At 36.2% G+C, this 14,279-nt stretch carries 15 protein-coding genes; 4 read left to right on the forward strand and 11 right to left on the reverse strand.

The genetic code is table 11. The annotated features are described in order from the left end of the window. Window positions 1-150: 150 nt before the first annotated feature. The 5 genes from HMPREF9699_RS09350 to HMPREF9699_RS09370 form a co-directional block, all read right to left on the reverse strand. Entirely contained in the window at window positions 151-702 is a 552-nt protein-coding gene (locus HMPREF9699_RS09350; protein WP_002664349.1) for a helix-turn-helix domain-containing protein, read from the reverse strand. A gap of 52 nt (window positions 703-754) precedes the next feature. Next, window positions 755-1,375, reverse strand: a complete 621-nt coding sequence (coaE, locus tag HMPREF9699_RS09355; RefSeq protein WP_002664350.1) for a dephospho-CoA kinase — start codon at window positions 1,373-1,375, stop codon at window positions 755-757. A gap of 31 nt (window positions 1,376-1,406) precedes the next feature. Continuing rightward, the gene (locus HMPREF9699_RS09360; protein WP_002664351.1) at window positions 1,407-2,273 is read right to left on the reverse strand and encodes an MBL fold metallo-hydrolase; all 867 of its coding nucleotides are present in this window, start codon (window positions 2,271-2,273) and stop codon (window positions 1,407-1,409) included. A gap of 110 nt (window positions 2,274-2,383) precedes the next feature. Next, complete coding sequence (locus tag HMPREF9699_RS09365) at window positions 2,384-2,947, reverse strand: hypothetical protein (protein ID WP_002664352.1); 564 nt, start codon at window positions 2,945-2,947, stop codon at window positions 2,384-2,386. Window positions 2,948-3,057: 110 nt separating this feature from the next. Beyond that, window positions 3,058-4,017 carry a PhoH family protein gene (locus tag HMPREF9699_RS09370; RefSeq protein WP_002664353.1) on the reverse strand — a complete coding sequence of 320 codons (960 nt, stop codon included), beginning with the start codon at window positions 4,015-4,017 and terminating at the stop codon, window positions 3,058-3,060. 235 nt (window positions 4,018-4,252) lie between these two features. On the opposite strand from HMPREF9699_RS09370, the gene truB reads away from it, so the two are divergent. From truB to HMPREF9699_RS09390, 4 genes are read left to right on the forward strand one after another with little or no spacing between them, the layout of a single operon-like run. Further along, window positions 4,253-4,951 (forward strand): tRNA pseudouridine(55) synthase TruB, encoded by a 699-nt coding sequence (gene truB / locus HMPREF9699_RS09375; RefSeq protein ID WP_002664354.1) that lies wholly within the window; start codon window positions 4,253-4,255, stop codon window positions 4,949-4,951. Further along, complete coding sequence (locus HMPREF9699_RS09380) at window positions 4,923-5,486, forward strand: hypothetical protein (RefSeq protein WP_002664355.1); 564 nt, start codon at window positions 4,923-4,925, stop codon at window positions 5,484-5,486. The genes truB and HMPREF9699_RS09380 overlap by 29 nt, the downstream gene beginning before the upstream one ends. Before the next feature lie 11 nt (window positions 5,487-5,497). Beyond that, the gene (locus tag HMPREF9699_RS09385; RefSeq protein ID WP_002664356.1) at window positions 5,498-6,013 is read left to right on the forward strand and encodes a DUF2480 family protein; all 516 of its coding nucleotides are present in this window, start codon (window positions 5,498-5,500) and stop codon (window positions 6,011-6,013) included. 38 nt (window positions 6,014-6,051) lie between these two features. Next, entirely contained in the window at window positions 6,052-6,771 is a 720-nt protein-coding gene (locus tag HMPREF9699_RS09390; RefSeq protein WP_002664357.1) for an SDR family NAD(P)-dependent oxidoreductase, read from the forward strand. A 515-nt stretch (window positions 6,772-7,286) separates the two neighbouring features. Here the strand turns inward: HMPREF9699_RS09390 and HMPREF9699_RS09395 are convergent. The 6 genes from HMPREF9699_RS09395 to tyrS form a co-directional block, all read right to left on the reverse strand. Beyond that, window positions 7,287-8,549, reverse strand: coding sequence for a dicarboxylate/amino acid:cation symporter (locus HMPREF9699_RS09395; protein ID WP_002664358.1), 1,263 nt, complete (start codon window positions 8,547-8,549; stop codon window positions 7,287-7,289). Between the two features lie 126 nt (window positions 8,550-8,675). Then, window positions 8,676-8,945: a 30S ribosomal protein S15 gene (rpsO, locus tag HMPREF9699_RS09400; RefSeq protein WP_002664359.1), complete on the reverse strand. Its 270-nt coding sequence runs from the start codon at window positions 8,943-8,945 to the stop codon at window positions 8,676-8,678. 166 nt (window positions 8,946-9,111) lie between these two features. Beyond that, on the reverse strand, window positions 9,112-11,277 hold the full coding sequence (locus HMPREF9699_RS09405) for a polyribonucleotide nucleotidyltransferase (protein ID WP_002664360.1): 2,166 nt from the start codon (window positions 11,275-11,277) through the stop codon (window positions 9,112-9,114). 220 nt (window positions 11,278-11,497) lie between these two features. Beyond that, window positions 11,498-12,193: an ABC transporter ATP-binding protein gene (locus HMPREF9699_RS09410; protein ID WP_002664361.1), complete on the reverse strand. Its 696-nt coding sequence runs from the start codon at window positions 12,191-12,193 to the stop codon at window positions 11,498-11,500. A 1-nt stretch (window position 12,194) separates the two neighbouring features. Continuing rightward, window positions 12,195-12,758: a hypothetical protein gene (locus tag HMPREF9699_RS09415; protein WP_034986225.1), complete on the reverse strand. Its 564-nt coding sequence runs from the start codon at window positions 12,756-12,758 to the stop codon at window positions 12,195-12,197. Between the two features lie 129 nt (window positions 12,759-12,887). Next, window positions 12,888-14,180: a tyrosine--tRNA ligase gene (gene tyrS, locus HMPREF9699_RS09420; protein WP_002664363.1), complete on the reverse strand. Its 1,293-nt coding sequence runs from the start codon at window positions 14,178-14,180 to the stop codon at window positions 12,888-12,890. Window positions 14,181-14,279 lie beyond the last annotated feature (99 nt).

Here is a 14,279-nt window from a genome sequence, read left to right on the forward strand (position 1 = left end):
TAAATGTGGGATAATTTCTTCTACTATCGTATCTTTGTCCAGTACTACAAACAAAGTCTTAGGTTTTTATGTTTCACACCACAAAAATCATAATTCCTTGTTTGTTTTCAAAAAGTCAAGATAGACTCTTTAACAAAAAGAAAATAATTTTTAATTAGCCTTTTCCCTTCTTTTATGAATGATTTTTTGGAATTGAGAAGGGGTAATTCCTGTAGTGTTTTTAAACTGAGTACTCAGATGAGCCACGCTAGAATAGTTGAGCTTGTAGGCTATTTCTGTCAGTGTCATTTTGTCATTAATAATGAGCTGCTTGGCTCTTTCTATTTTCTGAAGAATAATGAAATTTTCTATGGAGGTGTAGGTAACCTCTGAAAAAAGACTAGACATATAACCATAGCTATGATTCAGTTTTTCAGCTAGATATACAGACGCCTTTACATTGACTCCCTTTTCAGAAAAAACCATTTCTACAATAGTATCTTTTATTTTCTGAACCATTGCCGTTTTTTGATTTTCAATAATAGAAATACCATATTCGTTTAAGGCTTCTGTAAGCTCCTCAAGTTCTGATTTATCTAGCGTCTGTAATATTTCTACCTCTCCAAAATTGATAACTTTATATTTTATTTGTTTTTTATCTAATATTTCTTCTAAAACTTTTTTACAAATGATATTAAAATCAAAACGAAAATATGCCTTCATTATTATTTTTTTTTGTAAATATAAATATTATACAATTATAAGTATATTAATATTATATCAAAATAGAATCTACCATTTTTTCTATTAATACAGTGGTTTGTTTTTTTAGCTCTTCTATAGAAGAATTATTATAAACCACAAAATCCGCCTTTTTAATTTTCTCTTTTTCAGGCATTTGTTTAGCAATAATAGCTTCTACTTCTCTGTATGTTTTACCATCTCTATCCATTACTCTTTTAATGCGGATATTATCTTCTGCGGTTACTAAGATAGATTTATAGCAGTTTTTATTCAAACCTAATTCGAATAATAACGCTGTTTCTTTAAATACAAAACGAGCTTTCTGTACCGAAAACCATTCTTCAAAATCTAATCCTACTGCGGGATGAATAATAGAATTCAATTGAGAAAGTAGTTCTGCATTCCCAAACACTTTTTCTGCTACCCATTTTCGGTGGTAGCATCCATTCTCATCGTAGGCATCCTCTCCCAGAAGTTGGATGATTTTTCTTTTTAATACATTGTTTTCATTCACTATCTCCTTCGCTCTTGTATCTGAATAATAAACAGGAAAGCCATGTTTCTCAATACATTTCGCAAAGGTAGTTTTCCCAGAGCCAATACCTCCGGTAATGCCTATCAACAGTGGTTTTAAAGCATGTATATCTTTCATCACTTTTTTATTTAATGGATTGGACACTATATTAATATCCAAATACTTCATTAAAACTAAAAGTTTCATGGAGCTTGATGCCTCTCTCTGTTTGGATAACCGTAGCGAGCTCATTATGTGCATCATGCTCTAAGAAAAGAAGGTATTCATTATCCACACACTGCTGTAGAAATTTACCTTTTTCTTCCATGGTAAGCAGAGGTCTAGTATCATATCCCATGACATAGACTAAAGGAACATGCCCCGCTGTAGGAATGAGATCTGCAGCAAAAACAATGGTTTTATCTTGGTAACGAATAACCGGAAGCATTTGTTTTTCAGTATGCCCATCTACGAAGATGACATCCATTTTAAGATCAGGAGCAAAACCATAATTTCCTACAGTAGGCAGAGGAAGGAAATTCAGCTGACCGCTTTCTTGCATAGGAAGGATATTTTCTTTTAAAAAACTCGCCTTTTCTCTTGGATTCGGCTCGGTAGCCCATTTCCAATGGTTTTCATTGGTCCAAAAATTTGCATTTTTGAAGGCGGGACGGTAACCTGTTCTATCATCATTCCACTCTATGGCTCCACCACAATGGTCAAAATGAAGATGTGTAAGAAAAACATCGGTAATATCTTCTCTCACGAAGCCATATTTTTGGAGATTTTTATCTAAAGAGTCATTACCCCAAAGAGCGTAATGGCTGAAAAATTTTTCATCTTGTTTATCTCCTAAACCACAATCAATGAGGATAAGCTTTTTACCGTCTTCTATAAGCAGGGAACGCATGCCCAGTTCTATTAAATTTCTTTCATCTGCAGGATTCGTTCTTTCCCAAAGTGATTTCGGTACTACACCGAACATGGCACCTCCATCGAGTTTAAATTTCCCACATTGTATAGGATAGAGTTTCATAAAATTTGAATTTACGCTAAGGTAATTATTTTTTATCAGTCCACAAAAAAATCGCACCCCAAATTTCTAGGATGCGACTTGCTATTAAGTAAAACTGTTTTTAGTTCAGATTATTGAGCGTCTCTTGCAGCGTTTTTAACTGCTTTTGTAGGCAAATAAATGTTGAAACCTACTCCTAAAGAAACATCTGCATTTCCTGTAGTGTTACCACCACCTACAGTAGTTCCTAATTTTAACATTCCTTCTAGGGAAACATTGTTAGTGATGAAGTAAGCATATCCAGCTCCAATTCCTAACTCTACACCGTTAGTAGTAGTACCTGAGCTACTATTTCTACCTCCGAAACCTGCACTACCTTCTGCGAAGAAAGCACCATTTTTCAACATGCTATCAATCTCAGTGCTTGTAAAATAGTATCTTGTAAAAGGAGCAATAGACCAGTTAGTTTGTGTAGTAGAAGTACCATTAGGTTTTTGAACTGAAAGTCCTACACCTGCACCAATCGCCCATCTATCAGCTACGAAATAGGCAGCTTTAGGGTTGATACGAACATCTAGCCCGTTTGTAAATTTCATTCCCATTACATCAGAACCTACCATCCAGTTTCCTTGCTTCAACTGTGCATTTGCCATTCCGAATAAGCCTAACGCAGAGGCTAACAAAATCTTTTTCATAATGTTTAATTTAAAAATTTTCTTTTTTGCAAAGATTCCTTATGCAAGAATCATGCCTAAAAATTGAGATATGAAAATTCTGTAATGAAATATTTTTTATATGAAAAACCCTACTCTTCACGCATTCTTTTCTCTTCTATTCCGTAGGCGTGAATGATTTTTTTCACTACAGGATGTCTTACCACATCTTCCTCACTGAGATGAACAAATCCTATTTCCTCTACATCTCTAAGTATTCTCATTGCTTCCCTGAGTCCTGATTTTTGTTTCAGCGGCAGGTCCACTTGGCTAGGGTCTCCCGTAATGATGAATTTGGCATTCATACCCATTCTGGTAAGGAACATCTTCATCTGGGAGTGCGTAGTATTTTGTGCCTCATCTAGAATAACGAAGGCTTCATCTAAGGTACGCCCTCTCATAAATGCTAAAGGAGCAATTTCTATAACCTTTTTTTCTATGAATGTTTCTAGTTTTTCATGAGGAATCATATCCCTTAAAGCATCATACAGAGGCTGTAAATAAGGATCCATCTTTTCTTTGAGGTCCCCAGGTAGAAATCCTAGACTTTCTCCAGCTTCTACTGCGGGTCTAGTCAGGATAATCCTTTTTACCTCTTTATCTCTTAGTGCTTTAGCCGCTAAAGCTACCGAAGTATAAGTTTTCCCTGTACCTGCAGGACCTATGGCGAAAACCATATCTTTTTTATTTACTTCTTGAACTAACTTTTTGAGATTAGTAGTCTTTGCCTTGATAATTTTCCCATTCACACCTTTTACGATGATATCTTGGTCAAAAACCAATTGTTTTTCTTCTTCGTTTTTGAGGTGCAGAATATTTTCTATATCTTTTAATGTAATGGAATTATTTTTTGAGATAAATAAAACAATATCATCCAGTTTACTTTGGAGGATGTCCAGCGTTTCCTGCTGTCCCATGGCAAAGATATTTTGGTCTCTACCTGTGATTTTAAGAGTAGGAAAAGAAGATTTTATAAGATTAAAAAATTGATTATTAACACCGTAAAAGGTTTTCACATCTATACCTTCAAGCGTATAATTCAGTTCGTACATAGATTGCTAAGTTTTAATAATGGGTGGTAAAGCAAAATGTGTTCCGATGAAGAAAAAATGTTTTAAGCTTTGTAAATATGGTATAATGAAATAAAAAATGATGCGTACCACAAACTTAAACCTCTAGTAAAAGCAAATACCTCCCGAAAATAAAAAACTTTCAGACAGAAGTGACAATACTTTTATTATTTTTGTGGTTATTTTGATGGATTCAAAAAGTTAATACAATCATTCCATGACGGTAGAACAATTACAAAACGGCCAAATACTCTTGGTAGATAAACCCATAGACTGGACCAGCTTTCAGGCAGTCAATAAAATTAAGTTTAAACTCAAGAGAGAGTACAAACTGAAAAAGATAAAAGTAGGGCATGCAGGTACGCTGGATCCCAAAGCTACGGGGCTACTCATTGTATGTATAGGTAAAGCTACCAAACAAATCAGTGAGATACAAGATGCTCCCAAAGAATATGTAGCAGAAATAAAATTAGGTGTACAAACTACTTCATACGATACTGAAAAGCCAGAAATTTTACACCAACCAATAGATGAAATTACCGAAGATAAAGTAACCCAGACACTGGAAAAATTTATGGGAGATATCATGCAAATTCCGCCTGTCTTTTCAGCCTTAAAAATAGATGGAGAGCGGGCTTATGAACTTGCCCGAGCAGGGGAAGAAATAGCGATGAAAGCACGAAAAATCACCATACACTACATTAAAGATATAAAGATTCATTTTCCTTTTGTTACTTTTACCGTTGGATGCAGTAAGGGGACTTATATCAGAAGTTTAGCACATGATATTGGGCAGGCGTTAGGAGTGGGTGCCTATTTGTCCCAGCTTAGACGCACCAAAATAGGAGATTATCATATAGAAGAAGCTTCGGAGAAATATTTGTCTAATGATTTTTTGTTTTCAGATGAGAAATAATATTGTTGTAATCATCGCATTGTTACTGAGTGTTTCTATTTTTTCGCAGAACTCACAGCATGCCATACCGAAAAAATATGTTTCTGTAGAGGGCGGACTGGGAGTAGATGCAGGATGGGTAGCCAATACCATCTTAAATAATGATGCAAGTAGAGATATCGGCGTTTTTACCTATTCACTATCTGCACAGGCAGGATATAGGTTTACCAATCGTTTGGCACTTTCTACGGGTGTACAGTACGCCTATCTTACTCCTGATTTCCATCCTATTTATTGGAGAACCCATGGTTTTATTTATCTAGGAGACACTTCAGATGAGAGTTTTAATTATCTATCCCTCTCTTATGGAAAACAATTAAATTTTTCATCGGGGAGAGATATTTCCGTCTTAGGATTTTCTTTTGGCACTGGAGAAATTATCCACGGAAAAACGGGACATAATATGAGTTTGTTTTTGGATTTATATACTTCTGAAAACCCTGTACTCATGGTAGGAGCGAGTTATAGAATTATGCTTTTTTCTAAGCGAAAATAAAATGTATAAAAATGAGAGAAGAACTGGAGATTAAAAATAGAGTTGCTGAGAGCGGACTGGTAAATTTAGATATCAGTGATTATTTGCCCAAAGGAAAAAGAATAGGAATAGATTTAAAAGATTTTCTTTGGGAAGGACTGATTTTAAAGGAAAAAGATTTTAGAGAAAAAGTACAAAACTTGGATACACAAATCTTCCAAGATGCGTATGTATATATCTATAATTCAGCAGATGCCATCGTACCTTTATGGTCTTACTTTTTGCTCACTGCTCAGCTAAATCCTGTGGCAAAAAAAGTCATTTATGGTTCCAAAGAAGATCTGGAAATCATTTTATTACATGATGCCATTCAAAGCCAAGATTTTTCTGAACTAAAAGACAAAAGAGTATTAGTAAAAGGCTGTACCGATGTATCCATTCCAGAGAATGCGTATGTAGAACTGGTAGCGAAACTTCAGCCTATGGTAAAATCTTTGATGTTCGGAGAAGCCTGTTCTAATGTTCCTATCTTTAAGAAAAAAGGATAAAAAATTTTCAGCTCGCTCTAAAGTTTAATGAAAAAAGAATGAAAACGGCACTCATTTTAGGGGCCAATTCTGATGTTGCAAAAGAATTGGCTTTGCTATATATTGCAGATAATTACCAAGTTATCATGGCCTCAAGAAATATAGATGCCATGAGAAAATTCATTCATCAAAGAAAAGGAAATGAAGTTCAAGTATCGTTTTACTTTTTTGATGCTTTGGCCACAGAAACTCATGCTTCGTTTTATGAAAATCTTCCTCACAAGCCACATATTGTAGTTTATGCAGCGGGTTTTTTAGTTCAAAATGAAGAAGCTTTTACGGATTTTTCAGCTTTTCAAAAAATGGCTGCTACCAACTATACCGCTGCAGTATCCATACTGAATATCATTGCTAATGATGTACGAAACATACATTTGGAAAGGATTATTGGTCTATCTTCCCTTTCAGGAACACGCGGCAGAAAGAGTAATTTTATCTACGGAAGTACCAAAGCCGCATTTGAACATTATTTAGAAGGACTTCGGCAATACCTTTCGGAGCGGAAAGTAATTGTCAATATTTTCGTTTTGGGATATATAGATTCTAAAATCAATCAAGGTTTAACACTTAATAAAAACCTGATGATGACGCCACTATTTGTAGCCCAATGTATAAAAAATGTAGGTAAAAAATTTAGAAATATCCCCAACTGGAAATGGAAAATCATCTATCAGATTGTCCGATTATTGCCTGAAAAACTATTGGCAAAATTACCGTAATTATTAGTGCAGAAATAGACTAAAAGCACTTAAAAGGCTATAAGCAATAGGCAGGAAGCTGTATGCCAAAAATCTTTGTACTTTATACTTTGTACATTGTACAATCTCTTAGGACTAAAAGCACTTAAAAAGCTATAAGCAATAGGCAGGAAGCCATACGCTAAAAATGTTTGTACTTTATACTTCGTACATTGTACAATCTCTTAGTTCAGAAATGAGATAATAATACTTAAAAAGCTATAAGCAGTAGGCAATACGCTAAAAGTCTTTGTACTTTATACTTCGCATATTGAACAATCCCTTCGTGCAGAAATAAGATAATAATACTTAAAAAGCTATAAGCAGTAGGCAGGAAGCCATACGCTAAAAATCTTTGTACTTTATACTTCGCACATTGTACAATCTCTTAGTGTAGAAATAGACTAAAAGCACTTTGCCAAAGTCCTAAAAACTTTGGAAAAGCACAGAAATATTAGATAATACCATTATATCGCTCGTGAATATCTTATCATTACTTACAATGACAGCCCTTGTTCAGTAGGATTTTCCAGCTGACCTTCCCATTTGGAAACTGCTGAAGTAGCAAGTGCATTTCCTAGTACATTGGTCATACTTCTACCCATATCGCAGAAATGGTCTATAGGAAGTATGAGAGCTATTCCTTCTGGTGGAATTCCAAACATGGAGCAGGTGGCCACAATGATCACCAAACTTGCCCTAGGAACTCCTGCTATCCCCTTAGAAGTGAGCATAAGTACTAAAAGCATGATAATCTGCTCACCAATGCTCATATCAATTCCATAAATCTGTGCAATGAAAATAGATGCAAAGGTCATATACATCATACTGCCATCTAAATTAAATGAATATCCTAATGGCAAGATGAAAGATACAATTCTGTTATTACATCCGAATTTTTCCAGTTCTTCTACTAATTTTGGGAATACAGCCTCTGAACTAGTAGTGGAAAAAGCGATGAGCAATGGCTCTTTGATTCGCCTCATCAGCTCAAATAATCGGTTGCCGAGAATCATATATCCCACCAAACATAGCAATAACCAAAGAATTCCTAATGCTATGAAAAAATCTCTAAGATAGATGGCGTAAACAGAGAAAATGTCAAAACCTTTCGTAGCTACAATGGCGGCTATTGCTCCAAAAACTCCTACAGGAGCCACCCACATAATGTACCCTACCATTTTTAAAATAGCATGTGCCACTACATCAAAAAGTTTAATTACCGGAGCAGCATAGGTTTCTCCTAAACTGCCTAACGCCAAACCAAACATCACAGAGAACACCACAATCTGAAGCACTTCATTAGTAGCAAAAGCCTCAAAAACACTCTTGGGAACCACATGCTTTACAAAGTCTTCCACAGAAAAACTCTTAGTTCCTTCCATCACTTCTGAAGCGGCAGAGGTATCATTCAGATTCAGCTCGATTACTTTCCCTGGTTCTAGCCAATTGACCAATATCAAACCAATGACTAATGAGAAAAGCGATGCCGTAAGAAACCAAAGCATAGCCTTTCCTCCTACTCTACCTACCATTTTCATATCATTCATCTTGGCAATACCTACCACCAAAGTAGTAAACACAAGTGGAGCGATAATCATCTGTACCAAACGAATAAAGATGGTACCTAGAAGTTTGATATGCCCTGCAAAAGTTTCAGCCTCTTCTTTGGTAGAGCCACTGTGTACATACATCCCTACGCCTACCCCTAAGATAAGTGCAACGATGATAGCAATAAATAGTTTGTTTTGTCCTTTCATTGTATTTCATTTCAATAGGCACAAATATAGTGTTTTCGTATAAATTTTTCGGTATTTCACTGAATGAATCCCAATAAAAAAGCAACCCAAAAAATGGGCTGCTTTCTATTATTATCATGGCATAGATTATTTTCTTAATCCTAGCTCAGCAATGATTGCTCTATATCTTTCAATATCTTTTTTCTTTAGATAATCCAAAAGGCTTTTTCTCTTACCTACCAATTTTACCAGTGCTCTCTCTGTAGCATAATCTTTATGATTTGCTCTCAAGTGCTGAGTAAGGTGGTTAATTCTGTAAGTAAAAAGTGCAATTTGCCCTTCTGCTGAACCTGTGTTTTCAGCTTTTCCTCCGTGTTTTGCGAAAATTTCCGCTTTCTTTTCTTTAGTTAAGTACATTTTAATATTATTTTAAATGATTATTATGTAACGAGGTGCAAATGTAAAGTTTTTTTCCGGAATAACAAAAGAGAATTTAAGAATCTTTATTGTAAATCTATTCAAACAAAAAATCCCATCCCGTAGGATGAGATTTTGTTGGTTTACTGTCTATCAAAAAGCTTTTTTAGCCTTTTGCTTCAGATTTATTATTTTCTGCTTTTTTACCTTCTGGTTTTGAAGGTCTAGGAAGGAGTGCTTTTCTAGAAAGTTTCATTTTCTTTCTATCATCATAGCCCATAAACTTCACTTCTACCTCATCTCCTTCTTTGTAAGGTACTTTTTCGGTACGCTTCCAATCAATTTCTGAGATATGAAGAAGTCCTTCGGTTCCTTTTGCTAAAGCAATAAATGCCCCAAACTCCACTACCTTTACTACCTTTCCTACATAGCTTTCACCCAAAACAGGGACAAAGGTAATTTCATTAATTTGAGCCACCGCAGCATTGATTTTCTCTCTATCTGTACCCGAAATTTCTATATATCCTATTTCTCCTTTTTCTTCTATTGTGATTACCGTATCGGTATCTTTTTGCATCTGCTGAATTACCTTACCACCAGGACCTATCACCGCTCCGATAAAATCTTTCGGGATTTCCATCATCACCATTTTCGGTGCGTGTGGTTTCACATCTTCTCTCGGCTGGTCTATTGTTTTCATCATTTCCCCAAGGATATGCAGCCTACCATCTCTAGCTTGCATCAATGCTTTTTCCATAATATCCATGGTTAATCCTTGGATTTTAATATCCATCTGACAAGCCGTAATTCCCTCAGAAGTTCCCGTTACTTTGAAATCCATATCTCCAAGGTGATCTTCATCTCCTAAGATATCCGAAAGCACTGTCCATTTTCCTGATTCTTTATCAGTGATCAGCCCCATCGCAATTCCAGAAACAGGTTTTCTCATCTGTACCCCTGCATCCATTAATGCCAATGTTCCTGCACAAACGGTAGCCATAGAAGATGAGCCATTAGATTCTAAAATATCCGATACCACTCTGATGGTGTATGGATTATCTTCAGGAATCATCACTTTTAATGCTCTTTGGGCCAAATTTCCATGCCCTACTTCTCTTCTAGAAGTTCCTCTCAGTGGTCTTGCTTCCCCTGTAGAGAATGGTGGAAAGTTATAATGAAGGTAGAACTTCTCATCGTGCTGAGTGATTACAGAATCTATTCTATTGGCGTCTAACAATGAACCCAAAGTTACCGTAGTCAATGACTGTGTTTCTCCTCTGGTAAACACTGCAGAACCATGAGCCGCTGGTAAATAATCTACCTCACTCCAAATCGGACGAATCTGCTGATTATTTCTTCCATCTAAACGAATATTTTCGTTCAAAATCAATTGTCTTACTGCCTCTTTCTGAACATCATGGAAGTAAACCTTCACTAATGCTTCTTTTTCTTCCAACTCCTCTTCTGTATATCGAGTCAAAAATTCTTCTACCACAGCAGAAAATTTTTCACTTCTTTCTTCTTTGGCACTTGGATTTTTGGCTATATCATAATATTTCTGATAAGCATAGTCCCAAATTTCTTTTCTCAACTCCTCATCATGCGTTTCATGGCAATATTCTCTCTTCGGTAAAGCAGTACCCACTTTAGCTGCCAAACGCTCTTGAGCTTCAATTTGAGTTTTGATTTCTTCATGAGCAAACTGAATGGCTTCTAGCATTTCCTGTTCAGAAATTTCATCCATTTCTCCTTCTACCATCACGATAGAATCTTTAGACGCTCCTACCATAATGTCTAGCTCTACTCCCTCTTGAAGCGTGTCCCAACTAGGGTTTATAGATAAAACACCATCTTTTTTAATTACTCTCACTTCTGAGAAAGGTCCATTAAACGGAATATCTGTAATAGAAACGGCGGCCGAAGCTGCAAGACCTGCCAATGAATCTGGCATTACTTTCCCATCATAAGAAATAAGGGAAATCATTACTTGCACTTCTGCATGGAAATCTTCTGGGAAAAGCGGACGCATCACTCTGTCCACTAATCTCATAGTAAGCACCTCATCATCAGATGGTTTTGCTTCTCTTCTGAAAAAGTTACCTGGAATTTTTCCTGCCGAACCAAATTTTTCTCTGTAATCTACGGTAAGTGGAAGAAAATCCACCCCTGGATTGGCATCTTTAGCGGCTACCACTGTAGCTAGGAGCATAGTTCCGCCCATTTTTACTACTACGGCACCATTTGCCTGTTTTGCTAATTTACCTGTTTCTAAGGTAATTTCTCTACCATCTTTCAGAATGATGGTCTCTGTAATTGCTTGAGGTACACTCATAAATTTTAAATTCTTTTTCTCCGAAATCCTACTTTTCGGAATCCATCTGCGAAACTTCTTTAGGCAGATTTATTGTTAATACTCTTTTTATTAATCCGTGCAAAGGTAGGGAAAAGATTTGAGATATTATTTTATTGTACAATGATTTTGAGCACCTTGAAAACAATATACAGCACTCCTCACAAAATTCTAAACATAACTCTCTCAAAGAATAAGGAAATTATGCGGTGTATTCTGCAAAGGCTTGTTCTAAACTTTCGTATTTTCCTTTAAAAACTTCCACAGGAACATCTTGAATAATTTCTCCCTTATTGATGAGTATAATTCGGGTACACAGAGCCTCCACCTCTTGCATAATATGGGTGGAGAGAATAATGGTTTTTTGCTTTCCTATTTCTTTAATCACATTTCTGATTTCAATGATCTGATTCGGATCAAGCCCGTTAGTAGGTTCGTCCAAAATCAAAAGCTCGGGCTGATGGATAATAGCTTGTGCCAATCCTACCCTCTGCCGATATCCCTTACTCAACTGCTTAATCTTCTTATTCACCTCAGGCGTAAGCCCCACTTGAGCAACGACTTCCTCTATCCTTTGCTTTGGTAAGCCATGTACTTGTGCTATGAAATAAAGATACTCTTTCACAAACATCTCAAGATACAAAGGGTTATTTTCAGGCAAAAAACCGATTTTCTTCTTTACTTGTAAAGGACTTTTCTCCACCGAAAAACCATCTAACGCTACAGTACCTTCCTCTACTTTTAAGGCACCTACTATGGTTTTCATCAGCGTAGATTTACCAGCTCCATTAGGACCTAATAGTCCCACGATTTCTCCTTTTTCTATGGAAATATTAATCTTATTTAGTGCCTTTTGTTTTCCAAAAGTTTTGGAAAGTGATTCTACCTTGAGTGCCATACTATTTCTTTTTTACTACTTTTTTCTTGGCTGTAGTAGGCTTTTTATTCGTTTTATTATCTTGATTTTGAGGAAGAACCTCTAGAGTTGACGCCCTCTTTTCTACAGAAGGGAAATAAGTCTCATTAAAAGGTCTATCAAATATTTTAGACAAATTCGCTCGGGTTAAGAAAGGGCTTTTCCCCACCGTTGTCTTATTTTTACCTATATAATGAACAAACTGTACCATGGGCTGTCCATAATTCTTAACAAAGTACAATCCCACGATATCCTCTGGAAGTTCCAGCTGTATTTCCTGCTTCGGAATATCATTTAGTCCCTGATGAAGGAGTCTATAAAGTGTCTCTATATCATTATCTACATCTAAAAAAGAAAAAGAACGGTAAATATTGAGATTACTGTCATTAATATCTTGATAGGTAATGGTATATTTATTTTTTCTTTTGTATAGCTCCACAGAATTATTTTTTCCTACCAATGACAAACTTTCGTTTTTCAGTACCTTAATCTGAGCAGGAAGTGCTGAGCACAATAATAACCCGACAATACTAAAAATAATTCTCATTTTCCTAATATTTCCTACAAATGTAATCATTTCAGTGAAAACGGAAAAAGAAAATAAAACCTCATAGAAACGGGTGTATCGATTCCCTACACAATTACTGCTACAAAAAGGAAAGGATATATCCTTTCCCTACACGATTACTACCACGAAATAATTCTTCTTACCTTTTTGCAACAAAATAAATTTCCCATTGATAAGGTCTTTTTCCGAAGCTACAAATGCATCATTTACCTTTTCTTTATTCACGGAAACGGCATTCCCTTTGAGTTCTCTTTGGGCTTCACTTTTAGATTTTAAAAATCCTGATTTTTCGGATAATAACGCCACGATATTCACTCCGATAACTTCCTCTTTGGCAATTTCCTTTTGTGGAACCCCCTCAAAAACATCCAGAAAAGTTTTCTCATCAAGTGATTTTAAACTTTCGGAAGTAGAATTTCCAAACAGAATTTCCGAAGCCTTTACAGCGTTGTCATAATCCTCACGAGAATGTACCATTACGGTGATTTCTTCGGCTAATTTTTTCTGTAAAATACGCAAATGCGGTGCTTCTTGATGTTGTTTGGTCAGTTGGGCAACCTCTTCTTGCGTCAGCATTGTAAAGATTTTGATGTACTTTTCGGCATCAGCATCGGAAGTGTTGAGCCAATATTGGTAGAACTTATACGGCGAAGTTTTTTCAGGGTCGAGCCAAATATTTCCTCCTTCGGACTTACCGAATTTTGTTCCATCTGCTTTGGTAATCAGTGGGCAAGTCATTGCGTAGGCTTTTCCACCTTCAATTCTTCTAATCAGTTCGGTTCCTGTGGTGATATTCCCCCATTGGTCAGAGCCTCCCATTTGCAAAGTCAAACCATTTTCTCGGTACAAGTGCAAAAAGTCGTAGCCTTGCAACAATTGATACGAAAACTCGGTAAAAGACATTCCCTCTGTATTTTCAGTAGGGTCAAAGCGTTTTTTCACCGAATCTTTTGCCATCATATAATTCACGGTGATGTGCTTTCCAATATCACGGATAAAGTTTAAGAACGAAAAATCTTTCATCCAATCGTAATTGTTGACTAAAATAGCTCTGTTTTCGGCTTTGCTTTCAAAATCAAGGAATTTTGAGAGTTGTTTTTTGATTCCTGCAATATTATGCTCTAAAACCTCGTTGGTCAAAAGGTTTCTCTCGGCAGATTTTCCCGATGGGTCGCCCACCATTCCCGTAGCACCGCCCACCAGTGCATAAGGTTTATGACCGCAATTCTGAAAATGCTTGAGCATCATTACCCCTACCAAATGCCCAATGTGGAGCGAATCCGCCGTTGGGTCAATCCCCACATACGCCGAGCGTACGCCCTCTAAAAGATGTTCTTCCGTTTCAGGCATCATATCCTGAATCATTCCACGCCATTGTAATTCCTGTATGAAGTTTTTCATTTGTATTTTAATATTTTTTATTTTTTTTATTTGAGTCTATCTTGACTTTTTGAAAACAAACAAGGAATTATGATTTTTGTGGTGTGAAACATAAAAACC

The organism is Bergeyella zoohelcum ATCC 43767 (assembly GCF_000301075.1).
GTDB classification, from domain to species: Bacteria; Bacteroidota; Bacteroidia; order Flavobacteriales; family Weeksellaceae; genus Bergeyella; species Bergeyella zoohelcum.